Genomic DNA, 21,834 nt, shown 5'->3' with positions numbered 1-21,834 from the left:
TAACGTGCCTTTTTAATATGCGCTTTGGACAAAAAAACGCTTAAGGGAATGTTTTCTCTATGTACGCCACGATATCACTCGATTCATACATCCAACGTGTTTGACCGTTCTCCTCAATTCTTAAACAAGGCACTTTGATTTTTCCGCCGCCTTGCTCCAGTTCATGACGATACTGTGCATCGTTTTTGGCATCACGCAGCTCGATAGTAACGGATTGTCGCTTCATCGCTCTGCGAACTTTGACGCAAAAAGGGCAAGCGGAAAATTGGTAAAGCGCGTAGCGCGTTGCCTGCTCATCGACTTTGTTTTGTGCTTCAGGTGAGCGTTTGAGGCCTTTTGGCGAGAAGAGCGTGTCCACTAAAAGAATGAGTTTGCCGAGAAACCAACGAATTAACTGCATGATAGACTTCCGTAATGTTTAAGTGGCGAAAGTCTATCAGGCTTTAAGATGTTATAAAACCGGGTGTTTTATGAGGATAAATGGTTAAGAAATCGCTGCCATAGGCTCGGTTTACCCTGTTGGCGCTGATAGATCGCTTTGCCTTGGTAGAAACTCTGCATCAACTCACTACGAATCACATCGGCGTCTACGGCGAGAAAAAGCGCTGCGTGTTGTGCCGCTTCCGCTGCGTGATCATTTGCAAGGCTGAAATCCATCTTGAGACGGCCTTGAACAAAAATCCACAAAGTGGAAATCATCAGCAGGTCTTGCAATACCACATCGTTAAACTTATCGCTGGATTGTGCGCCTAATGAAGTTTGCAAAACGTCTTTCATGGCCAAACGACTCTCCTTGTCAGAAACAAATTGAGCCAGTATCTCAATATGGCTTTTAGTGAGAAGCCCGAGTAAATGGAGCGTGGCTGGCGTTTCGGGTTTGTTTTCACATACTCGTTGAAACAAGGCATTCTGCGCATCACAAAATCGTGCCAATGCATCCGGGTTGTTGTTGACGTACTCCAACGTGAACACGCCAACCTCTGCCAGTGCGTCCTTTAACTCACTCATTGCTTTGTAGTACCTGCCAATCGACTTGTTGATGGAACGAGTCGCCATCTATAAACACAGAGTTCCCGCTGATCATAACAGACAGTGAGCTGCCTCGTTGTAACTGATTGGCGAGTTGTTCAATGGCATCGGCATCAAATTGGCAAACAGAAACGGGTAACTGCTGAAATTTGCCTTTGTGCTTTTCCCACCAAACGGAAGACTTCTGATTAAAGCTATAAACAAACACAGATTTTGCTTGGCGAGTGGCTTTTTTAATTCTATCGGCCTCTGGCTCACCGACGTCAATCCACACGGCGATCGAATCGTCGAGCTCTTTTTTCCAAACGTCTGGTTCCTCAATTGTGGATAGGCCTTTGGTGAAAACAAGCTCTGGTTGGGCATGCAGACAAAACGCGAGTAATCGGGCCGCGAGGCGATCAACTTTTTCTGATGGATGCAGCGCGGTGGTGATAGACAAGGTATCGAAGTGATCGCGATTGATATCAGTGAGATTGATGCGGAATTTGTAGATGGTGGGTTTAAGAGCCATGGTTTCAGTTACTTATCTCTAGCCATAAAAATAGCCAGCACTATGGCTGGCTACCGTAAAAATGTCCAGTCTAATTAAAGCAGTGTGATCTCTTCTGCTTGAGGACCTTTTTGGCCTTGAGAGATGACGAAAGAAACTTTCTGACCTTCAGCAAGAGTGCGGAAGCCATCACCTTTGATAGCAGAGAAGTGTGCAAAAACGTCCGGGCCGCTTTCTTGCTTGATGAAGCCAAAGCCTTTAGTTTCGTTAAACCATTTTACGGTGCCGGTTACTGTGTTAGACATGTGTAAATCCTATCTCTTTAAAAAACTATTGAGTCGGGTTAGCGACTAGTATTGCTTGTAGAAAAAACTCTGTTGTGTCGCACACCGAGGGTTTGTATGTAATCCTGCGAAATGTGTAAAACAAAGACTTTCTTTCCAACCAGACAAGAGTCTAGGAGATCGGTTGCAGGAGTCAACGACTCACGCTAGGGAAAGTTAGAATCTTTGTAGCGAATCACTGTTTTGTTTCCAATTAATTAGTCTTTTTACAAAATAACGCAGCATAAAACAGAGGCTTATTATATTTGTTAGGTCGGTTTGCGATATTTTGCAAAATCTTTGCCTGTCTCATCGGGCCAGTAAATGAAAATTTATCCCCTGTTTAAGTGTGTTTTTTTAGCGGGGAATTGACAGTGATGATATTTTGCCTTTCAATAGCGCGACTTTATAAAAGTCTCACCATTTATTTGAGGTAACGATGAAAAAGAAACAAGAATACCTCGCAGAAGTCAGTGGAGACACTGAAATCGGGCGAGGAACCATTAACGATAATGCATTAAAAGCATTAGTGACCAGCCAGCTATTTCGAACCCGTGTGGTCAAAGCGAAAAAAGGCAAAGGCAGCTTCCAACGAAAAGCGAAGCACAGAGGCAAAGAGCCCTACTCAAAGTTGATAAGAGAATCAGTTTTGAATAGGGCTCTTTCTTTATCGGCGCTTAGTGTTCAATTTTTGGTGAGTAAATCGCGTACGCGGTGATTTGTCCGGCCACAATCGCAGAAAACATGAACAGCGCTGAGAGGCCAATACTTGGGATTGGTAGAATTGACTGCTCAAACACCGATTGGCTGGCGCTGATTAATACTCGGCTGCCAGGGACCAAAATAATAATGCCTTGTACGATATAGATAGAGCCAGTCAGCTCCATTTTCTTTGCCAACCAAGTGCCGTAAAGGGTAATCAGCACCGTAGTTACCCAAGTGCCTACCACCCAGCCACTTTCAAAACCAAGGTAGAATGGTCCCCACATGCCCAGCATAGCAACAGGTAAGCCAAGTAAGATGTCTATCGGGCGTGCATTAAACAAAATGCCGAGTGAAATGGACAGCAAAAATAGACCAAAGATATGCATCCAAAAGGGTACTTCATTGGTGTAGGAAATCGACTCCGCTTGTCCCCATATTGCTTCACCGATATTCAGCCCCATAACAATGCCCACAAACAGCTTAATTAAGGTGAGCGCACTTTGACCAAGTAAACTGGTGCCGGAAATTAAATCGTTAAAAGCCAGACATTCCAAAGAGTTAGCAATGGATAGGCCGGGAACAAACAAGATAACCGAGGCCACACACAGTGCCCAGACGGGGATAGGCAATCCACTGTTAGCTAAGTACGCGACACAAATACCCGTAAGCAGGGCAGAGAAAAATTCGACCGCAATAGAACGACGAGAATGGAACACTTGCTGGCAAAGCCATACCATTAGCCCTAGCAAAAACGCAATACCCACCGCTTCTAATGTGCTGCCCACCAACATCAAATAGGCTGGCGGTATGCCCATGTTTGCCATCGCAATCACCCATTTGGAATAGCCAACAGGCTCAGGAACAGGTTCATGGCTGGGTTGGTTAATGCGAATAATGGTATTTGCCAGCAAACTTAAGTTGATGGATGCTGGTTTTAGGCGTTTCATAACGACGGTGTTGTTTTCATCTGAAAACTGGTAGTTAATTGCGGTTGGTGTCGCCTGAATCATGACATCCACATCGTGTTTTTGCGCATAATACTGAGCGTACTTTTCTACTTTGTAAGGCGCACAGCCACTACGATGCAGAGTATCTCCAATTTCAACGATTTTATTAATTCGGTACTGCGTTGGCATGTTAAATTGTGAAACGATCAAAAGTGGCGATAAAGTAGCAGGAACGTTAACACTTAGCGAGATCTTTAGCTCGTTTTTGTCATAAAATAATTTATAAAAATCTCTATTGCTTAGAGTTATTATTCTATCAATAATTAAAAATTCTTACGTTAACGATATCACTACAAACGCTAGAACAACGCTTATAATTGACATGTCGCTTAATTATTTTAATGGCTTCGTTGTACTGACCATATGAATTTGGCGTGTTCATCAATGAAAAAATAGCGGACGAGAATCTCTCCTCCTGACAAGGCGCACTCACTTAAAACAATGATGAAGAAATCCGCAATATTACTGCTTGCGTTCAGCTTAACTGGTCTGTTTTCCACTTTTGTTAGTGCTGAAGAGCAAGAAAGAAAAACGCTTCGAGTCGCCAATTCTAAGGCTTGGAAGCCATTCTCTTATCTAGCAGAAGATGGGAGCCCTAGAGGCATCTTGATTGATCTCTGGAAGTTGTACGGCGAGCAAAACGGTGTCGACATTGAGTTTGTGCTTGTGGATTGGAATGACTCGTTAACCGCGGTGGAAGAAGGCAAGGCAGACGTGCATGCTGGGATGTTGTGGTCTGAGCCAAGAGAGCTAAGGTTTGATTTTGCTGAACCTATTATGACGATCAATACTCAGCTCTATCTAAGTCAAAGGATCATCACTACTGATCTCAATTTTTTTCTATCTGGAGACGGTAATCGAGGTGTGGGTGTGGTGGAAGGGGGTTATGAAGAGTACTTTGTCCAAACTCATTTCCCTAAGTTACCGCTGGTTAGGTTCAAGAATAATCGCTTGATGATGGAGGCGGCGTTTCGAGAAGAAATCGATGCTTTTGTTGCCGACCTCCAAGTCGCTAATTTTTATATCTACACCACTGCTCAAACCGTCACTTTTATTCCCGCGCTTTATCTCTATTCCGGTGAGATTCGCCCTGCGGTAGCAGAGGGGAGTTCGCTACTTTCGACCATTAACGCCGGATTTAAGACGGTGGGGGAAGAATTGATAGAGCGAACGATCACCAGTTGGATCACGGTACAAACCGTCTACCCGAAATTTTTGTTTCCTTCGATACTTGCTCTTTTTGGGCTGACTTCGCTTGCTTATATCATCGTGCTGAAGCGAACCGTCAAAGCAAAAACCCGCGAGTTGCAGTTGGCAAATGAAAACTTGCTGCAACTCTCACAGCAAGACTACTTAACCCAAATTAGTAATCGCCGTCACTTCATGGAGCAATTGAAAAACCTTACACCTGAGGCTGTATCGGTTTCAGTACTGATTTTTGATATTGATGACTTTAAACGAATCAACGACAGCTATGGTCATGCGACGGGCGATCTGGTGATTCAAAATGTGGCGACGCAGGTGGATGAAACGTTGCCGAGTGACGCGCTTTACGCTCGTATCGGTGGTGAAGAGTTTGCCATTGTCGCGTTTGGTTTGGCGTTTACTGATGCACAAGCGCTGGCTAAAAAGGTGTGTCATGTGGTCGAGAAGCTCACATTTAATAACGTTCCCGAAGGCGTGACCATCAGTTTGGGTTGTGCGTATTACCCGTTTTCCAATGGCCATATCGACTTGGGGATGGCCGATAAGTTGATGTATCAAGCTAAGCGGCTTGGCAAAAATCAGGCGTGCGTTGCTCGATTATTTGACTGAGTGCACGCAAATTGAGCATCTAGGAGAGAAGTTGGTGGTGAATTAACCGATTGAACTTATTAGGGCTTTTCTTTTATCTAAGTTGTGGCATAGTAGAACCCGTCCTCACGATGCGCGGGCATCGTATAATGGCTATTACCTCAGCCTTCCAAGCTGATGATGCGGGTTCGATTCCCGCTGCCCGCTCCAATTCTCTGATTCAAAATCAACAACTTAATCTGAATTTTCTTGGCTAAGCTAACAGTGTTACTGTTCGATTTCACGATCTCATCTTGCTACAGAATTTTTCTCATCTGTTTCGTCTCGTCACGTTATTTCTACTCTTTTGTTTATTGGTTTGCTATTTCTGGCTGCGATTTGTTTGCTTGGAAGTTGTGTGTCAGAAAAAGTGACAGAAACACAGCTCTGCCACTTTTAAATGCAATTACTAGTTAACCATTAAATGCACGAGCGATACGCCCAGAGCTTGAGATGGCGTAAGTCTTGACGTAAGCCGGAATAAAGGCCGATTGCCCCTTGCTCAATGTTAGGGTTTCACCGTTCGAGGCCACTAAGGTCAAATTGGCATCAATGGCCATGAGTATCTCGGCGCTCGACATTGTCATGGGCTGACTCTCTGGCTTTGACAGTATCGAAAACTGAAAGTCCTTTACTGGCACGGGGAAGTGATGCTCACATCCCACAACGTGCGCGTGGGTGAGTAAGCTCTCTACTGGCTTGGAGACAAAATCGGTGCATTTCACCAACTCTTCCACATCCATATGCTTGGACGTCAGGCCAGCGCGCAAAACGTTGTCGGAGTTTGCCATGATCTCAAGCCCAGTGCCTTTAATGTAGGCATGAGGTGTCCTTGCGTTTAAGAACATAGCCTCTCCGGGCTTGAGTGTTATCACGTTCAGAAGCAATGGCGCGAACAAGCCCACATCATTGGGATATTGCTCGGCCAGTTTAATGATCAACTGGCAAGTTGGTTGTTGTTGATTGAGTGAGGCATAAGTAACCAGCTGGTCGAGCGCATTTTGTTTTCGAAGATCGCTCATCGAGAGCAACTCGACAAAAAAGCGTCGTAAGCCAGCTTCATTGGTGTTTTGCTCAAACTGCTCGAGATACGTGTTGAGCTCCGGAATGTGACATTGGCGAAATCCCACAAGGATCTCCTCGAAAGGTCGGAAGCCATTCATCGCTTGATAGTCGGTAAGGGCGTAGACCAACTCAGGCTTGTGGTTGGCGTCTTTGTAGTTGCGCCAAGCGGCATCCAGTGGAATACCCAGTTGCTGTTCTCTGGCAAAACCGGTTTGCGCATCGCATTTACTCGGATGAACTTGAATGGAGAGGGCGCGCTCTGCAGAAAGGATCTTAAACAGAAACGGCAAATCCCCATATTGCTTCGCGGTTGGTTCAGACAGAAAGGCGATTTGGTCGTGCTGGATCAAATCGGCGAGCGAAAGTGAAACATCGCTTCCTTTAATGCTTGAGCAGCCATTGGGGTGCGTGCCCATCCAAACTTCGGCTTGCGGGCGATGATCGTCATTGGCGAAGCCAAACAAATCGTGAATAGCAGAGCGGCTTCCCCAGTCGTAGTTTTGGATCTTATTGTCCATTTTGAAGAAGCATTTTGATGAAATTGTGTTCAAATTCATGAATTTTACCCGTAGAAAACCCTCCGAACTGAATCGGAAGAAAAAAATTGTGGTGGAAGCGTCGGTGAGCGTTTAGCTCACCTTAAGTAAGAAAGAGGTTGTCTCTATAAGCGCAGTTTGGGTGCCAGTGGTTTACGAGATGGTTGAGCTTGAAGAAAGGGCAGTAACAGTAAGCCGATCACCGCCGCACAGATAGAGATGGTGACGAAGAAACCGGTCCAGCTGTATTCTTCCAAAATCAGTGCAAGCGGGTAGCCAGACAACGCGGCGCCCATGTAGGCAAACAGACCAACAAAACCAGTCGCTGCGCCAGCAGAATCTTTGTGAGAACACTCAGCGGCTGCCATGCCGATAAGCATTTGTGGGCCAAACACGAAGAAGCCAATAGAGAATAAACCCGCAGCTTGAAAGGCAAAGTTGGTTAACGGCATTAACCACAGAGCAGCAACAGACAAGAAAATACCGGCGGCAAATAACAGATTCATCGGACCGCGGTTACCGCCGAACAGTTTATCCGAGCCCCAACCTGCTACGAGAGAACCAACAAATCCACCGATCTCAAACATCGACAACGCTGCGTTGGCGTTGATAAGAGAGTAATGGTGTTGCTCGGTAAGGTAGAGATTGCCCCAGTCATTGATTGCGGTGCGCACGATGTAAACCAGTACATAGCTAAAAGCGAGCAACCAAATGTATTTGTTGTTGAAAACATAGTGCGTGAGAATTTCACGATAGCTGAGTCCTTGGCCATGTTTCTCTTGAGCCAGTTCGAGCGGGTCATGACGCCACTGACCGACGGTTGGTAGCCCCTGAGTGGTGGGTTTGTCTCTTAACCGCCAGCAAACAATAAGGCCAAGCAATACACCGATAATGCCAGGGACAATAAAGCCTTCACGCCAACTGAAATGAAAAGTGAGGTAGCCTACCAACAGTGGGATCAGTGCGCCACCCACGTTGTGGGCGGTGTTCCAAATTGCCCACAAAAAGCCGCGTTCTGAGCGCGAATACCAGGTGGTGAGGAGTTTGGAACAAGAAGGCCATCCCCAACCTTGGAACCAAGCGTTGAGCACCCACAAGATGGAAAGGGCAATCAGCGAGCTGGAAAAACCAAACACGATATTGATAATCCCAGAGGCGATCAGGCCCACACCCATAAAATAACGTGGATTTGAGCGGTCAGAAATGGTCCCTGAGATAAACTTGGATAGGCCATAGGTGATGTAGAAAAGCGTGCCGATTAAACCGAGATCGCCTTTGTCTAAGCCCAAATCAACAATCATGGCAGGCGCGGCGTAGTTGAAGGTTTTGCGAGTGAAATAAAAGCCCGCGTACCCAATGTACATGCCGATCATGATATGCAGCCGCCAGTAACGATAACGTTCATCAACTTGGCTTTTGTCCAAGGGAGCTTGTGTGTAGCTCGGAGATGGAAACAGTCCAAACATACGCTTTACACCTTCGGCAATGTGATGGCAATTTGCGCGCCAGTCACTTGGTCGTTAAGAGAATAGATATACATTTTTCCGCCCAAAGCTTGCACGCGCTCTTGCATGCCGCGAATGCCCATGCCTTTCATGCACTCTTCGGTTTTAAAGCCGATACCGTTGTCTGCAATATTGAGGGAGAGTTCGTCCCTGATGGACAACTCGATAACGATGGACGTGGCTTCCGCGTATTTGGCGGCATTGTTCAGCGCCTCTTGGCACAAACGAAAGAGGGTGACTTTCAAAGTGTCACTGAGTGAGTGGTAATCACCTTGCCAATCGAGTTGAACGCGCGTGCCGTGGTTATCAAACTCCAGCTCACGAGTCAGTTGTTCAACGGATTCTTTCAAATCCAAATCATCCAACATCTTTGGTCTCAACTTGCTTAAGAGGCGCTTAGTGGTGTCGTAGACATTGAGAGAAAGTTGCTCAATGGTGTCGGCGCAACGAATGTTCATTTCAAGATTGTCGATACGTTTGATGATGTTCGCTTGCGTTCGAATCGCGGTAATGTTTTGGCCAATTTCATCATGAAGCTCTCGCGCCACATCTCGGCGTACCGATTCTTCCGCTTGAATCAACTGGCGGGAGAGCGTTTGGTTACGCGATAGCTCTCCGCGCAGTTGTTGGTTGAGATCTTTCTGTTTTTGCACCGCCAAGCCGAGCATGATGCCGGTTAAGGTTTGTGCTGAAAGTGATAGCAACAAGTCGGTGATTTCTAAGTTGGAAACACCACTGCGTGCAGCAATCAGTGCCACACTGTTCAGCATGGTGGCCAATAGCGCACCTTGCCAGCCGTAGCGTAAGGCCAACACGATGATCGGAATCGCCATGCAAAACGGTGCGAATCGTTTCAACTCATCCGGTAAACTGGTTTGAATCAAAATGCTGGTGACGAGTAGCACCGTATACAAAAGGATATGGCGCACCTTAAATTCCACGCTATTGGCGAGCAGGTTTGAAGTGAGTGGAGACCATGGACTTTGAAACAAATAGTTCCAGAGCAAATAACACATTGGCAAGAGCAATAAACCGCCAGTGACGCTGGCAAGCCACACCATGTAGACCGATTGAGCATGAAAACCCACAGCCAGTACGTTGATGGACGCGGTGATGAGAATAATGACCGCCATGATTGCCAAGTGTTGGTTGTGATCGCCTCGGTAGTACTTCTTCGCTAGGCAGACAACAGGGATGCTTAAAACGCTCGCGACCAACACCATTAACCACTGCGGTTGTTCAAGCAATAAGGCCAGCGCCACGGTTAATCCCCATTCCGCCAAGTAGATGGTTGGCCAAAATCGGGTGTGAGTGTGTAGAGTGATGCCGAGTCGCAGTGCAAACGGGAACAGTAAAATAGCCAGTTCTGCGTCATTGACAAAGTAGTAGGCGATCACCCACAGACAAAACCAAGCACAAGCGGTCATGAAAAAGCCGCACAGTGATGTGATGGTGTAACTGCGCATCAAAACGACTCTTGAGAGAACAGTTTTGCCAGCTCGACGTTGTTTTTTACGCCCAGCTTGTCGATGGCGTTAGCGCGATGAACATGAACCGTTTTGTGGCTTAGCCCCAGTTCGGCAGCGATTGCCTTCACATCCAACCCTCTTGCCAGCAACTGACACACTTCGTTTTCTCGGCGCGTGAGTTGGGTGAGACTGGTGGCTTTGTCGTTCGGTGTGGCAAGCTTCATTGCGATGTCTGGAGTAAGGTAGCAACCGCCTGCCGCGCTGGTTCTCACCGCTTGAACCAGTTCGTCAGGGCTGCAACGTTTGCTTAAATAACCTTTCGCACCCAGTTTGAGCGATTTTTCCACCATGGCAGGGGAGTCGTGCACGCTCAACATGATGCAGGCAATGCCGGATGGAATTTCACTGAGTAACGTTAGGCCGCTTTCATCTGCCATTGAGATATCAAGAATCACAACATCTGGCTTGCACGCAGGTAAGCCGATTCGCGCTTCCGCGACGGAACCAAATTCCCCGACAACGCAAATGTCCACCTCAAGATTTAATAGTTGGGCAAAACCAGAACGAACAATGACATGGTCATCCACTAGCGCTACGTTAATCATCATAACAACCACATTTCAGCAATACACAAACGACAGCGAGCTCATACGAGCTCAAGTAAAAACGGACTATGATACTAAATCGACACCTTGGTTTTAATGATCTAGCGCGCTTTGCAGGACAAAGCGCGCTGATGAATTAAGACTGGCTGGCCGCGAGTTCAAGTTTCTTCTTGTTATGTCGAATCTTTTTCTCTTCTGCGATGGCAACGAAGGCAAGAAGGACAATACAAATCATCGCTGAGGTATCCAGTGCCGCGAAGGTGCCTTTCCAACCGGTCAAACCGAAGATAGGAGTACCGTCTGCAATCATGCCGAGACCAAGCTTGGCAAAGCTGTCACCGATTAGGTAAGCGAAGGTGCCTTTTACGCCATCCGCCACACTGATGGCTTTCTTCGGAACAAAGCCAACCGCAGCAACACCGATAAGCAGTTGAGGACCAAACACGAGGAAACCAAGAACAAATAGCGATGCTAGGTACATGAACTCGCTTGTCGCGTGTTGGTAGAACTCAAGGGATACGATGATCAATGCAAGAGAGACACACGCCACTAAAGCACGACGACCGTTTGCCAAGTCAGAAAGGTAACCCCACATTAGCGTACCGACGAGTGCGCCCACTTCGAATAGGGTAAAACCAGAGATTGCCGCTTCTTTTGATAGACCAAGTTCTTGGTAAGCGTAAACCGTTGACCATTGGTCGATACCGATACGCACGATGTAAAGGAAGATGTTGGCAAAGCAAAGTAGCCAGATCACTTTGTTTTTCAGTACATACTCAACAAAGATCTCTTTTTTGGTCATTTGATTTTCTTCAGCCGCAGTATCTTCTTCGCTGACGGCTTCATCAAAAAGTTCTTCAACTTTACCTAGGCCATAAGCCTCTGGTGAGTCACTACCAAAGCGCATGCCGATGAAACCAACGATGATGGCGATGATAGAAGGGAAGACAAACATACCAATGACGTGGCCATCGAACAGGTAGTTAGCACCGAACAGGGCAACACCAGCCGCACCGGCACCACCCACGTTGTGCGACATGTTCCACAGACCTAGGTAAGAACCACGTTTGTTGCGTGGTGTCCACTTCGTGATGGTTGAGTAACTAGAAGGGCCACCCGTACTTTGGAAGAAACCACTGAGCGCGTAGAACGCCACCATCAAGAACAAGCTGGCGCTGCCACCGCCCATGCTGAAGCTGAAACCAAGCATGGCAAGACCAGAAAGGATCAGCATGAAAGGGAGAAATTGCTTGGTGTTTTTGCCGTCAGCGTAGTAGGAAACGACGGTTTTACCGATACCGTAAGTAATCGAAAAACCAAGACCAATCAGGCCCAAATCGGTCATGCTTAAACCGTAAGTGGAGATCATGTCGTTTTGCGCGACGTTGAAGTTTTTACGGATCAAATACATGGTCAAGTAACCAATAAATACCACAAGGTAAGATTGGATAAACGGCTTAAACCACATTTTACGTCTTACTTCGACTGGAAGGTCGAGGGTCGGCTTCCGCACTTGTTCAAGGAATTTTAACATTGTGAACTCTCTTGTCATTGTGTCGTACACAGGTGAACTTTTGTCATTAACTGGCGACGATTCTAGAGAGCGAAAGAGCAAACCACATGAGAGGAGGGCTTAGATCGCCTAGGAAAAATTCCTAGAAACAGTGGAGTTGGAGAGAAAGCGTGAAAAGAGTCACATTGAAGATAAGAGAGGGATTTGAGAATCAAAGTAAATCAGAGCCAAAGAAGGCTCTGATACTTAAAAACTAAAGTACGCAATATTTAGCGTAAGAGGTGGCTTCTTTAGCGGTCCAATCGCCTTTGGATTTCTCATCCATATCTTCACACCAGCTCTTGCTACCAATCTCGTTGTTGAGTAGGCAGTGTTTGGCAAAGTCTAGCGTGTTTTGTCCATTCCATTCGCTTTTCGGCTTATCGCGCATGTCGTTGCACCAGCTTTCACTGCCTACTTCACTGCAGGCTGAAAGGGTGAGTACGCTTAGCAGGGCCAATAATGTTGTTCTCATTACTTCCTCATTTTCGAGTTAATTTCTTTGGTCGCTACTATACAGAATGGATTGGGGTTTGTGTTAAATCATCGCGAAAATAGGTTTTTTATTCGCATTGGAGCAATAACAAGGCCAGCCGTATCATCGGCTGGCAAAGGCAGTGTTTAAAAGGGATTAATTGTATTGTTGTTCCAGCGCTTGCGCTTTAACAAAGCTTGGGTGACTGGCGAGTGTATCCGCGTAACGGGCAAGGTTCGGATACTGCTCAAGCAAACCAAATTGCTGCACAATCTCGACAATGAACGAGTTCATGATGTCGGCGCCAGAGAGTGCCTCACCAACAAGGTAGTTTTTGCCTTGCAAGCTTTGGTCGAGATAACCCACCACTTTGTTGATCTCCGACTCTGCGTACTGAGCAAGAAACTGTGTTTGCGCGCCATCTTTGGTTAAAAACACTTTAAGCAGCAGAGGCAAAATGCCGGAGCTTTCCGCAAAATGCAGCCATTGCAGATATTCCACGTACTCGGCGCTCTCTTGTGCTGGCGCCAATCGCTGTGGGGCGTGTTTGGCAATCAAGTATTCGGTGATCGCACCGGACTCGGCAATCACTTTGCCATCGGCTTCGATGACCGGTGATTTGCCTAGTGGGTGGATCGCTTTCAGTTCTGGTGGCGCTAAAAAGGTAACACTGTCGCGCTGGTAAGCGACAACGTGATAATCAACGCCCAGCTCCTCCAACAACCAAATGATACGCTTTGAACGGGATTTGTTGAGATGATGTAGAGTGATCATACCTAGCTCCTAGCGTGGTTGATTGGTTTGGACGACCATTTTGCCGAAGTTTTTCCCTTCAAGCAGGCCAATAAAGGCGTCAGGCGCGTTTTCCAGCCCTTGGACAAGATGTTCACGATAGTGAATTTTTCCTTGTGCTAGCCATTGGCTCATATCAGCAGCAAACTCGCCATAGCGATGGCCGTAATCATCAAAGATGATGAAACCTTGCATCTTGATGCGTTTGATCAACAGTTGCGCCATCAGCATAGACATGCGATCCGGACCTTCTGGCAGTGAAGTGGCGTTGTATTGGGAAATCAAACCACACAGTGGAATACGCGCGCCAGTATTAAGCAAAGGCATCACAGCATCAAAGACTTTTCCGCCGACGTTTTCAAAATAAATGTCGATTCCGTTGTGGCAAACTTTTGCTAATTGCTCGGCAAAGTCAGTCGCTTTGTGGTCGATACATTCATCAAAGCCCAGTGTTTCTTTAGCAAATTGGCATTTTTCTTCGCCACCGGCGATACCAATGACGCGACAGCCTGTAAGTTTGCCAATTTGTCCCACCATAGAGCCGACCGCACCTGTGGCTGCGGCAACCACCAATGTGTCACCTTCTTTTGGCTGGCCAATATCCAATAGCCCCATATAGGCCGTAAATCCAGGCATGCCCATTACACCAAGTGCATAAGAAGGGTGGCTAGGCTGTTTGCCTAGTTTGATCAAGCCTTCGCCGTTGGAGATCGCGTAATCTTGCCAACCAGTGTAAGCCAATACCCATTCACCCACTTCAAACTCGGCGTGGTTGGATACTTCTACTTGGCAAACCGTGCCACCAACCATCACCTCATCGATGCCAACGGGTTCGGCGTACGATTTGGCATCGCTCATGCGGCCACGCATATAGGGATCGAGTGACAAATAAACAGAACGTAGCAGCATTTCACCTTGGGCTGGCGTTGGGATGTCACTCTGTTTAAGCGCAAAGTTTTCAGCGGTTGGTGCCCCAACTGGGCGAGACGCGAGTACGATTTGACGGTTTGTAGGTTGAGTCATCTATTCTTCCTTTATTAGACCGGTCGTCTAGTGTTTGTTTCAAAAAATCCCGCCAGTAAGGCGGGGTGTCTGTAACGTATTTGAACGTTACCCTTTGAGTATCTGTTTGGTGCTGGCTAAGCACTGCTCTAAATGCGTTTGATCTTGCATTAACTTGTTCAACAAGCTGGCACCTAGCCATTGTTGGTAAAGCTGCTGTGCGGTAGCCGTGGCATTGTTTACCGTGATCGAACCATCATTAATGCCAGTTTGTACTGCGCTTGCCAACGCCAGAATAATGCGTTGTGCACCTTGCGAAAGGGTATCCCGCATCGCTTCAGAGAGGTCCGATACCTCTGCACTGAGCTTCACCACAAGACAGCGGTTGGCATTACACACGCCATTTTCAATCGAAAGCCAACGAGAAAAATACGAGACAAGGTTGTCAAAGCCAGAGTCATTGCGCTGGTTAAAATGCGCCTCTAAGCGAGCAAGGTATTGATGAAAATAATCTTCAATCAATGCTTGTCCAAATTGCTCTTTCGACTTGAAGTAGTGATAAAACGAGCCTTTCGGCACGCCTGCTTCTTTCAACAATTGCGACAATCCCACGGCAGTAAAGCCCTGGTTGACGACGAGTTGATAGCCAACGTCAAGAATGTGTTGGCGAGTGTCATTGGTTTTCGTATTCATGAGCGGCACTATAAATGATATTAGACCAGTCGTCTAGTATTTAACTGGTGTTTGATCTCATGACGATCAATTTGTTTTCTTTTCTCGTGGTTTGGTAATAGAATAGCGCCGCTTAAGGGAGTAGCCTTCCTCATGGTTTGAGGAGTGAATATCAACAGTCTCCGAGCTTAACGCTTGTGGTATTCACGTTCATCTGTTCTGGCAAGACTTAAGCAAAGTTTGAATTTGGGTAGCATTTCAAACTTTGCTTCGGTTAAAGCCTACCCGAGATACGAGTATGCATGCGATATTACATGTACTTGGTATCGGAGAACAGACGTAAGATTCCCTTCATTTCTACACTACTTCTCTGAACTGCCATAACACGTTTATCAATTTTACTCATATAGTCATTTTCTTTCAGGATACAAACATGTTACTGGCAATTGTTGCAATTATTTTAGGTTTTGCGCTTCTGGTTTGGAGCGCGGATAAATTTGTCGAAGGGGCCGCTGCGAGTGCCAAATACGCGGGAATGCCAGCGTTACTGATCGGTATGCTGGTGGTCGGTTTTGGCACTTCAGCGCCAGAAATGGTGGTCTCGGCGATGGCAGCAATGGATGGCAATCCTGCATTGGCGTTGGGGAACGCGTTGGGCTCTAACATCGTCAATATCAGCTTGATTCTTGGTACCACAGCGCTGATTGCACCGATTGTGGTGCATTCCAACATCATTCGCAAAGAGATTCCGTTGTTGCTGCTCATTACCCTATTATTAGGGGGCATGCTGTGGAATCAAACCATTAGCTTGATGGAAGCGTTTGTGTTGCTGGCGGGTTTCTTTGCTGTGATCGGTTGGTCTATCTGGAGTGCCATGAGGGCGAAAAAAGACGCTCTAGCCACGGAATTTGAGCAAGAACTCGACGTACCGCAGCTTTCCAAAGGGATGGCTATTTTTTGGTTGATTGCCGGTTTAGTTCTGCTGATCGTCAGCTCAAGAATGCTGGTGTGGGGCGCGGTGAACATTGCTCAGCAGCTGGGTATTAGTGACCTACTGATTGGCTTAACTATTGTGGCATTGGGAACATCGTTGCCAGAGCTCGCCGCATCGATTGTGGCAGCAAGAAAAGGGGAGCACGATATCGCCGTGGGCAACGTTGTCGGCTCAAACATGTTTAACTCATTGGCAGTGGTGGGCATCGCAGCCAGTATTGAGCCAATCGAAAATATTGGTTTAGAAGTGTTTTGGCGAGATTGGTCAACCATGCTGTTTGTTACGCTGCTTTTGCTAGTGACCGCAGTGCGCTTTGGTAAAAAACAGACCATCACCCGAATGGAAGGCGTGGTGCTATTAGGTTGCTATGTGGTTTATAACGGTTACTTGGTTTACGGTGCGTTGTAGGATTTCAACGGTAGATTAACAGCTAGAGCAAGTCGAACAATCCAGTTACCAATCAGAGTTGTGCATCGCAGGGCATGGTTGGTAACTGGAACACTTAAAGCGCATACTGTTTCTCGAATTCTTTCTGTTCCAAAATGTCTTCGATTCGCTTTCGAGTTTGGTGTTGCGTGAGCGGTTTTTTCTCGTCAGCGTCCAATGTCTCTTTCTTGCTGGTTTTTTCTTTCTTCTTGTCCATTTTCGCTCTCTTCCAGTGTTTTTCTTTGATGTTATCTATTGATGAAATACACCTAAAAGACCGAGAATGCACCTATTTTATTTCCACTGAGTGAAAAAATACTGCCTTGGTTCGATTTTTCACAAAAATCAAAGTTTAAATCGAAAACGCCGAGCTGAGTTTTGAGTGCAACATGGCGCGTTAATATATCACTGTTAAGTTGATGTATTTCTGCAGACCAATTTAAGTTATCTTTGTAAATATTAAAGTTTATTTTGAACATGCTTTAAATTTTCGTCCTTTAAGTGTTTTTCACGTAATAGTTGATACCAATGACGTTGGCGAGTTGTTCTACGAGACATAAGTCCTCCGATGAATTTGATTAAATGAATATACAAAACCAATATGACACAGTTGTGTCTACTCCTATCCTGTTGGCAACAAAAAAGTCTTTAAAACTGTCGACAAGCAGAACAGAGGTATTTGATGAAGGTGATTGATTTTAAATGGATTACACGATGGGGCAGAGCAGGAGATGGCGTGGTCGTGTTGACCACGCCATTAAAATTATAGCGCAGTTACGTTTGCAGCTTGTGGGCCTTTTTTGCCTTGTTCAACTTCAAATGTTACGCGTTGGCCTTCTGCCAAAGTTTTAAAACCTGTTGAAACGATAGAGTTGAAGTGAACAAACACATCGTTACCACCGTTGTCTTGAGAAATAAAACCGAAACCTTTCGTTTCGTTAAACCATTTTACAGAACCAGTTACTTTATTAGACATAGATACCTCTAAGTATTAAATTTTTCGATTAATTAATTGCTGATAACAAAAGCTATTATGGGTATAAAGGAAAAGCTGTCGCAGAGGCTAAACGAAGGGTATCGAAAGATAACTGAGATTAAACTTGAACTAAATCTATCATGAATAGCTCATTTGGTAAGAGCTGATGATTACTATACACACTTTTTATTTATTAGATAGCTTTATTTTGTTTTTAAGCAAATTATTTTTTAGCATGGTTAAAAATAAAAGAGAGGTGCTTTTAAACCTCTCTCTTTTGTGACATGTCTTTGCTGGTTGGTTTTAGCCTTGCTTACGAATCAAGTAATCAAACGCTCCCAAGCTCGCTTTTGCCCCTTCGCCCATTGCGATGATGATTTGCTTGTAAGGCACGGTTGTCGCATCACCAGCCGCAAACACCCCTTCCAAGCTGGTTTCACCACGGCTACCGATTTCGATTTCGCCGCGAGCAGAAAGCTCAACGTCAGAATCTTTTAGCCACTCGGTATTCGGCACAAGACCAATTTGAACAAAGATACCGGCAAGTTCTAACTGCTTGATCTCATCAGTGTTGCGATCTTTGTATTTCAAGCCAGTCACACGTTTACCATCACCAACCACTTCAGTGGTTTGAGCCATGGTGATGATATCGACGTTAGGCAGTGAATTCGCTTTATTGATCAGCACTTGGTCAGCGCGCAATGTGTCAGCAAACTCTAAAACCGTCACATGTTCTACGATACCTGCAAGGTCAATGGCCGCTTCGATGCCGGAGTTACCACCACCAATAACAGCGGTTTTCTTGCCTTTGAACAACGGGCCATCACAGTGTGGGCAGTACGCCACGCCTTTATTGCGATACTCTTGTTCACCAGGGACGTTCATTTCACGCCAACGAGCACCAGGGCTGAGGATAACGCTGTTACTTTTAAGCGTTGCGCCACTTTGTAGATTGACATGAATTTTGCCATCTTCAGTGTATTGCGCGCCCATCAGCTTTTCTGCTTGCTGCTCTGTGATGATATCAACACCGTATTCTTTCAAGTGCTCACCAAGGTTAGCCGCCAGTTTTGGACCTTCCGTGTGTTTGACTGAAATAAAGTTTTCAATCGCCATGGTGTCCATCACCTGACCACCCAAACGCTGAGCAACAATGCCGGTGCGAATGCCTTTACGTGCTGCGTAAATCGCGGCGGCTGCACCTGCAGGGCCACCCCCGACAACGAGAACGTCATACGGTTCTTTTTCATTAAGGCTTGCCGCCGCTTTTTCTGCAGCGCCATCGTCCAATTTGTTAAGAATTTCTGTCAATGACATGCGGCCTTGACCAAACAACTCACCATTCACAAAGACGCTCGGCACCGCGAGGATGTCACGCTGCTTCACTTCTTTTTGGAACAGTGCACCATCAATCATGGTTGCGCGAATTTTGGGGTTAATCGCCGCCATCATGTTGAACGCTTGCACCACATCCGGACAGTTTTGACAAGAAAGGGAAATAAAGACTTCCACATCCAATTCTTTGTCTAGCTGTGCAATCTGCTCGATGGTTTCTGCATCCAGTTTGATCGGATGACCACCTGAATGCAGCAGCGCAAGAACCAAAGAGGTGAACTCATGACCCATTGGCAAACCTGCAAAGCGAAGCGCAGTGCTTTTCTCTGGGTTAGTCACCGTCATAACGGGCTTGCGTGTGCTCGCAGCATCATCTCGGACGACAGAGATCAGCGGGCTTAGCTCTGCGATTTCATTGGCGAGTGCCAGAATATCTTGTGAGCCTTTACTGTCATCTAGGCTGACCACTAAACGGACGTCTTGTTTTAGATTTGTTAGATACTGGGTTAACTGTTGCTTGATCGCTTGGTCTAGCATACTCGAATACCTTTATAGTTTTTTTAAATTGGAGAGCGGTCACTCTGGATATCAGGGGAGAGCGGACCGAGCATTTAGGTCGTCAAGTAAAACGCTCGGCCCACTCTTTAACTTAAGGGGTAATCAACGCAAATGGTTAGATTTTGCCAACTAGGTCTAGTGAAGGTGCTAGAGTTTGTTCGCCTTCTTTCCATTTAGCAGGACATACTTCGCCTGGGTGTGCAGCAACGTACTGAGCTGCTTTGATTTTGCGTAGTAGGTCTTCTGCGTCACGGCCGATACCTTCTGCTGTAATTTCAACCGCTTGGATAACACCTTGTGGGTCGATAACGAAGGTTGCACGGTCTGCAAGACCTTGACCTGGGCGCATTACACCAAAGTTGTTGGTGATGTTGCCGGTTTGGTCGCCGACCATGAAGTATTTGATTTTGCCGATAGTGTCAGAGCTGTCGTGCCACGCTTTGTGAGTGAAATGTGTGTCAGTTGAGACTGAGTACACTTCAACACCGCGAGACTGAAGCTCTTCGTAGTGGTCTGCTAGGTCACCAAGCTCAGTCGGACATACGAAAGTGAAGTCCGCTGGGTAGAAGAAAAATACCGACCATTTGCCCAATACGTCTTGTTCAGTGATGTCAACGAATTTGCCATCTTTGTATGCTGTTGCGCTAAATGGTTTGATAGTAGTGTTAATCATATTCTTGATTTCCTTTAAGTTTGTTAGGTTTGGCATCGCTTGCCTTCGGGAGGTATATTCCCATTCTGACCGGTGAAAGGAAAATTGCTTGTGGCTATTCTATTGATAGGCGTTTTCTATTTTACCTAGGGGAACAAAGGCGTTATTTGAAAAGTATTGCCTATTGATTGTGGTTTTTTAATAGGTAGTATTTTGTGTGATAGGAACCATTCTCTAAAGCGCTTCTACTCTGCTGGCTTAGGGTTTTCTGGGCTAAGGCTTTCTGGCGAATGAGACTTTTGAGTTCGGTTGCTTGTTGAGCTGTCGGCTGATTTGCCAACCAGTTTGGATGAGTAAATCAAGATCGACACCAGTTTCTATGCCCAATCCTTGACACAAATAGACCACATCTTCACTGGCGACATTACCCGATGCCCCTGGAGCATAAGGGCATCCACCTAGGCCAGCCACACTGCTGTCTACTGTATTGATACCCATCAGTAGCGATTGATAGATATTGGCAATCGCTTGGCCGTAGGTATCGTGAAAATGCACGGCAAGGTGTTCACATGGCACTTGTTTCATGACTGCATCGAGCATGGTGGCGACTTTACGTGGCGTGCCTGTGCCAACGGTATCGCCAAGTGAGATCTCAAAGCAGCCCAACTGATATAGCGCAGAAGCAATCGAAGCCACTTGGCTGGGCGCGGTTGCGCCATCGTAAGGGCAATCAATGACGGTAGAAAGATAACCCCGCACGGGGATGTTGAGCTGCTTGGCTTGTGTCACGACAGGTAGAAAGCGCGCGAGACTTTCGGCAATGGAGCAATGAATATTGTGTTGGCTAAACCCTTCACTGCAAGAGGCGAAGATGGCGACGTGATCCACTTGGGCTGAGACAGCGGCTTGAAAACCCTGCAAGTTAGGCGTGAGGGCACTGTATTGAACTCCTAGGTTGCGGTGAATTTGATCAAACACGGCGAGAGAATCTGCCATTTGTGGCACACGTTTCGCAGAAACAAACGCGCCCGCTTCGATGCGTGTTAATCCGGTTTGGGATAGGGCGTTGATCAGCGCCACCTTAGTGTCGGTGGAAACGGCGTGCTCGTTTTGTAAGCCGTCACGAGGGCCGACTTCAACAATCGTGACGTCTTTGGGCAGGGTTAAGTTCTCTGCAGAGAAGCGGCTCATTCAAGCTCCCTTTTGGCTGGACACCAACTGGGTAACCTTTTACTGAAAAATGCATTGAGCCCTTCTTGGCCTTCTTCACTGCAACGAATATTGGCGATCATGGCACTCGTTTTGTCGATCAACGCCGATTCGATGGACATGGATGCGCAATCTTGGCAGAGCTGTTTGACTTGCAGCATGGCTTTTGGACTGTTGTGCAAAAGGCGCTGGGCCATCGATTGTGTGGTCTGGGGCAGTTGTGTCTCGTTGTTGACCACAATGTGTACCAAGCCCATTTCCAATGCGTTATGGGCATCAAAGGTTTCGGCACTGATCATGTAACGTCGAGCATGTCGTTGTCCCAAACTTCGGCAGACATACGGCCCAATGGTGGCAGGAATCAACCCCAATTTTACTTCACTCAAACAGAAACGGCTTTCCGCGGTGGCGATGGCGATATCGCAACAACAAATCAACCCAAGCGCACCACCAAAAGCCGCACCTTGAACACTGGCGATGGTAGGAGCAGGGAAGTGGTCGAGGGTTTGCATCAACTTGGCCAACGTTTTGCATCTTCAAGATTAGTTGCTTCGTCTTGCTCTGCCATGGCACGCATCCAGTTGAGATCGGCTCCTGCTGAAAAGTGTGGCCCGTTGGCGTTGA

The 21,834-nt window shown here is 46.6% G+C and carries 22 protein-coding genes, 1 tRNA gene and 1 pseudogene; 4 read left to right on the top strand and 20 right to left on the bottom strand.

The genetic code is table 11. From position 1 onward, the window contains the following. Window positions 1-40: 40 nt before the first annotated feature. The 4 genes from CIK04_RS14775 to CIK04_RS14760 form a co-directional block, all read right to left on the bottom strand. Window positions 41-400: a glutaredoxin domain-containing protein gene (locus tag CIK04_RS14775; protein ID WP_097352295.1), complete on the bottom strand. Its 360-nt coding sequence runs from the start codon at window positions 398-400 to the stop codon at window positions 41-43. Window positions 401-468: 68 nt separating this feature from the next. Beyond that, window positions 469-1,008: a hypothetical protein gene (locus CIK04_RS14770; protein WP_097352296.1), complete on the bottom strand. Its 540-nt coding sequence runs from the start codon at window positions 1,006-1,008 to the stop codon at window positions 469-471. Then, window positions 1,001-1,540: a YaeQ family protein gene (locus CIK04_RS14765; RefSeq protein WP_017422657.1), complete on the bottom strand. Its 540-nt coding sequence runs from the start codon at window positions 1,538-1,540 to the stop codon at window positions 1,001-1,003. The genes CIK04_RS14770 and CIK04_RS14765 overlap by 8 nt, the downstream gene beginning before the upstream one ends. Window positions 1,541-1,614: 74 nt before the next feature. Continuing rightward, entirely contained in the window at window positions 1,615-1,824 is a 210-nt protein-coding gene (locus CIK04_RS14760) for a cold-shock protein (RefSeq protein WP_017422658.1), read from the bottom strand. A gap of 457 nt (window positions 1,825-2,281) precedes the next feature. Between CIK04_RS14760 and CIK04_RS14755 the strand changes: the two genes are divergently transcribed. Beyond that, complete coding sequence (locus tag CIK04_RS14755) at window positions 2,282-2,560, top strand: alternative ribosome-rescue factor A (protein WP_017422659.1); 279 nt, start codon at window positions 2,282-2,284, stop codon at window positions 2,558-2,560. Here the strand turns inward: CIK04_RS14755 and CIK04_RS14750 are convergent. Then, window positions 2,520-3,683, bottom strand: a complete 1,164-nt coding sequence (locus tag CIK04_RS14750) for a threonine/serine exporter family protein (RefSeq protein WP_011081465.1) — start codon at window positions 3,681-3,683, stop codon at window positions 2,520-2,522. The two genes, CIK04_RS14755 and CIK04_RS14750, sit on opposite strands and share 41 nt — an antisense overlap. A gap of 315 nt (window positions 3,684-3,998) precedes the next feature. Here CIK04_RS14750 and CIK04_RS14745 point away from each other — a divergent pair, with 315 nt between their 5' ends. Both CIK04_RS14745 and CIK04_RS14740 read left to right on the top strand, forming a co-directional pair. Next, window positions 3,999-5,369, top strand: coding sequence for a sensor domain-containing diguanylate cyclase (locus tag CIK04_RS14745; RefSeq protein WP_325205721.1), 1,371 nt, complete (start codon window positions 3,999-4,001; stop codon window positions 5,367-5,369). A 114-nt stretch (window positions 5,370-5,483) separates the two neighbouring features. Continuing rightward, window positions 5,484-5,558 (top strand) — tRNA-Gly (locus CIK04_RS14740). Window positions 5,559-5,800: 242 nt separating this feature from the next. Here CIK04_RS14740 and manA read toward each other — a convergent pair. From manA to CIK04_RS14695, 9 genes are all read right to left on the bottom strand, one after another. Next, on the bottom strand, window positions 5,801-7,009 hold the full coding sequence (manA, locus tag CIK04_RS14735; protein WP_097352298.1) for a mannose-6-phosphate isomerase, class I: 1,209 nt from the start codon (window positions 7,007-7,009) through the stop codon (window positions 5,801-5,803). 104 nt (window positions 7,010-7,113) lie between these two features. Then, on the bottom strand, window positions 7,114-8,454 hold the full coding sequence (locus CIK04_RS14730) for an MFS transporter (protein WP_017422662.1): 1,341 nt from the start codon (window positions 8,452-8,454) through the stop codon (window positions 7,114-7,116). Between the two features lie 5 nt (window positions 8,455-8,459). After that, window positions 8,460-9,959 (bottom strand): signal transduction histidine-protein kinase/phosphatase UhpB, encoded by a 1,500-nt coding sequence (gene uhpB, locus CIK04_RS14725; RefSeq protein WP_097352299.1) that lies wholly within the window; start codon window positions 9,957-9,959, stop codon window positions 8,460-8,462. Further along, window positions 9,959-10,567, bottom strand: a complete 609-nt coding sequence (gene uhpA / locus CIK04_RS14720) for a transcriptional regulator UhpA (protein ID WP_097352390.1) — start codon at window positions 10,565-10,567, stop codon at window positions 9,959-9,961. The genes uhpB and uhpA overlap by 1 nt, the downstream gene beginning before the upstream one ends. Window positions 10,568-10,703: 136 nt before the next feature. Beyond that, window positions 10,704-12,101 carry a hexose-6-phosphate:phosphate antiporter gene (gene uhpT, locus CIK04_RS14715; RefSeq protein WP_011152339.1) on the bottom strand — a complete coding sequence of 466 codons (1,398 nt, stop codon included), beginning with the start codon at window positions 12,099-12,101 and terminating at the stop codon, window positions 10,704-10,706. Window positions 12,102-12,333: 232 nt separating this feature from the next. Then, entirely contained in the window at window positions 12,334-12,594 is a 261-nt protein-coding gene (locus tag CIK04_RS14710; protein ID WP_038941203.1) for a DUF3012 domain-containing protein, read from the bottom strand. Window positions 12,595-12,750: 156 nt separating this feature from the next. Further along, window positions 12,751-13,368 (bottom strand): glutathione S-transferase family protein, encoded by a 618-nt coding sequence (locus CIK04_RS14705; protein WP_017791008.1) that lies wholly within the window; start codon window positions 13,366-13,368, stop codon window positions 12,751-12,753. Window positions 13,369-13,377: 9 nt separating this feature from the next. Continuing rightward, window positions 13,378-14,409, bottom strand: a complete 1,032-nt coding sequence (locus CIK04_RS14700) for an NADP-dependent oxidoreductase (protein ID WP_097352300.1) — start codon at window positions 14,407-14,409, stop codon at window positions 13,378-13,380. An 87-nt stretch (window positions 14,410-14,496) separates the two neighbouring features. Beyond that, the gene (locus CIK04_RS14695; protein WP_097352301.1) at window positions 14,497-15,081 is read right to left on the bottom strand and encodes a TetR/AcrR family transcriptional regulator; all 585 of its coding nucleotides are present in this window, start codon (window positions 15,079-15,081) and stop codon (window positions 14,497-14,499) included. Between the two features lie 412 nt (window positions 15,082-15,493). On the opposite strand from CIK04_RS14695, the gene CIK04_RS14690 reads away from it, so the two are divergent. Further along, entirely contained in the window at window positions 15,494-16,462 is a 969-nt protein-coding gene (locus CIK04_RS14690) for a calcium/sodium antiporter (RefSeq protein ID WP_097352302.1), read from the top strand. Window positions 16,463-16,556: 94 nt separating this feature from the next. Here the strand turns inward: CIK04_RS14690 and CIK04_RS32735 are convergent, their stop codons facing one another. From CIK04_RS32735 to CIK04_RS14660, 6 genes and pseudogenes are all read right to left on the bottom strand, one after another. Continuing rightward, entirely contained in the window at window positions 16,557-16,697 is a 141-nt protein-coding gene (locus CIK04_RS32735) for a hypothetical protein (RefSeq protein WP_017422670.1), read from the bottom strand. 546 nt (window positions 16,698-17,243) lie between these two features. After that, window positions 17,244-17,456: a cold-shock protein gene (locus CIK04_RS14680; protein ID WP_011081453.1), complete on the bottom strand. Its 213-nt coding sequence runs from the start codon at window positions 17,454-17,456 to the stop codon at window positions 17,244-17,246. A 303-nt stretch (window positions 17,457-17,759) separates the two neighbouring features. Beyond that, the gene (gene ahpF, locus CIK04_RS14675; protein ID WP_097352303.1) at window positions 17,760-19,328 is read right to left on the bottom strand and encodes an alkyl hydroperoxide reductase subunit F; all 1,569 of its coding nucleotides are present in this window, start codon (window positions 19,326-19,328) and stop codon (window positions 17,760-17,762) included. A gap of 136 nt (window positions 19,329-19,464) precedes the next feature. Next, complete coding sequence (gene ahpC / locus CIK04_RS14670) at window positions 19,465-20,022, bottom strand: alkyl hydroperoxide reductase subunit C (protein WP_011081451.1); 558 nt, start codon at window positions 20,020-20,022, stop codon at window positions 19,465-19,467. A 252-nt stretch (window positions 20,023-20,274) separates the two neighbouring features. After that, the gene (locus CIK04_RS14665; protein ID WP_097352304.1) at window positions 20,275-21,192 is read right to left on the bottom strand and encodes a hydroxymethylglutaryl-CoA lyase; all 918 of its coding nucleotides are present in this window, start codon (window positions 21,190-21,192) and stop codon (window positions 20,275-20,277) included. Beyond that, window positions 21,189-21,834 (bottom strand): annotated as a pseudogene (locus CIK04_RS14660) (enoyl-CoA hydratase-related protein); the annotation flags it as partial. The gene CIK04_RS14665 and the pseudogene CIK04_RS14660, both read right to left, overlap by 4 nt.

It is taken from the genome of Vibrio sp. 03_296 (assembly GCF_002265885.1).
Note: the sequence above shows the minus strand (reverse complement) of the source record. Positions and strands in the feature narration are given on the sequence as shown.

Excerpts from the sequence above, each read along its gene's own strand:
- CIK04_RS14765 (WP_017422657.1), bottom strand. The coding sequence starts at position 1,540 with ATGGCTCTTAAACCCACCATCTACAAATTCCGCATCAATCTCACTGAT.
- CIK04_RS14745 (WP_325205721.1), top strand. The coding sequence starts at position 3,999 with ATGAAGAAATCCGCAATATTACTGCTTGCGTTCAGCTTAACTGGTCTG.
- CIK04_RS14770 (WP_097352296.1), bottom strand. The coding sequence starts at position 1,008 with ATGAGTGAGTTAAAGGACGCACTGGCAGAGGTTGGCGTGTTCACGTTG.
- CIK04_RS32735 (WP_017422670.1), bottom strand. The coding sequence starts at position 16,697 with ATGGACAAGAAGAAAGAAAAAACCAGCAAGAAAGAGACATTGGACGCT.
- ahpC (WP_011081451.1), bottom strand. The coding sequence starts at position 20,022 with ATGATTAACACTACTATCAAACCATTTAGCGCAACAGCATACAAAGAT.
- CIK04_RS14730 (WP_017422662.1), bottom strand. The coding sequence starts at position 8,454 with ATGTTTGGACTGTTTCCATCTCCGAGCTACACACAAGCTCCCTTGGAC.
- CIK04_RS14750 (WP_011081465.1), bottom strand. The coding sequence starts at position 3,683 with ATGCCAACGCAGTACCGAATTAATAAAATCGTTGAAATTGGAGATACT.
- CIK04_RS14705 (WP_017791008.1), bottom strand. The coding sequence starts at position 13,368 with ATGATCACTCTACATCATCTCAACAAATCCCGTTCAAAGCGTATCATT.
- uhpB (WP_097352299.1), bottom strand. The coding sequence starts at position 9,959 with ATGCGCAGTTACACCATCACATCACTGTGCGGCTTTTTCATGACCGCT.
- CIK04_RS14775 (WP_097352295.1), bottom strand. The coding sequence starts at position 400 with ATGCAGTTAATTCGTTGGTTTCTCGGCAAACTCATTCTTTTAGTGGAC.
- CIK04_RS14680 (WP_011081453.1), bottom strand. The coding sequence starts at position 17,456 with ATGTCTAATAAAGTAACTGGTTCTGTAAAATGGTTTAACGAAACGAAA.
- uhpA (WP_097352390.1), bottom strand. The coding sequence starts at position 10,567 with ATGATTAACGTAGCGCTAGTGGATGACCATGTCATTGTTCGTTCTGGT.
- CIK04_RS14760 (WP_017422658.1), bottom strand. The coding sequence starts at position 1,824 with ATGTCTAACACAGTAACCGGCACCGTAAAATGGTTTAACGAAACTAAA.
- CIK04_RS14665 (WP_097352304.1), bottom strand. The coding sequence starts at position 21,192 with ATGAGCCGCTTCTCTGCAGAGAACTTAACCCTGCCCAAAGACGTCACG.
- CIK04_RS14710 (WP_038941203.1), bottom strand. The coding sequence starts at position 12,594 with ATGAGAACAACATTATTGGCCCTGCTAAGCGTACTCACCCTTTCAGCC.
- CIK04_RS14700 (WP_097352300.1), bottom strand. The coding sequence starts at position 14,409 with ATGACTCAACCTACAAACCGTCAAATCGTACTCGCGTCTCGCCCAGTT.
- ahpF (WP_097352303.1), bottom strand. The coding sequence starts at position 19,328 with ATGCTAGACCAAGCGATCAAGCAACAGTTAACCCAGTATCTAACAAAT.
- CIK04_RS14695 (WP_097352301.1), bottom strand. The coding sequence starts at position 15,081 with ATGAATACGAAAACCAATGACACTCGCCAACACATTCTTGACGTTGGC.
- manA (WP_097352298.1), bottom strand. The coding sequence starts at position 7,009 with ATGAATTTGAACACAATTTCATCAAAATGCTTCTTCAAAATGGACAAT.
- CIK04_RS14690 (WP_097352302.1), top strand. The coding sequence starts at position 15,494 with ATGTTACTGGCAATTGTTGCAATTATTTTAGGTTTTGCGCTTCTGGTT.
- CIK04_RS14755 (WP_017422659.1), top strand. The coding sequence starts at position 2,282 with ATGAAAAAGAAACAAGAATACCTCGCAGAAGTCAGTGGAGACACTGAA.
- uhpT (WP_011152339.1), bottom strand. The coding sequence starts at position 12,101 with ATGTTAAAATTCCTTGAACAAGTGCGGAAGCCGACCCTCGACCTTCCA.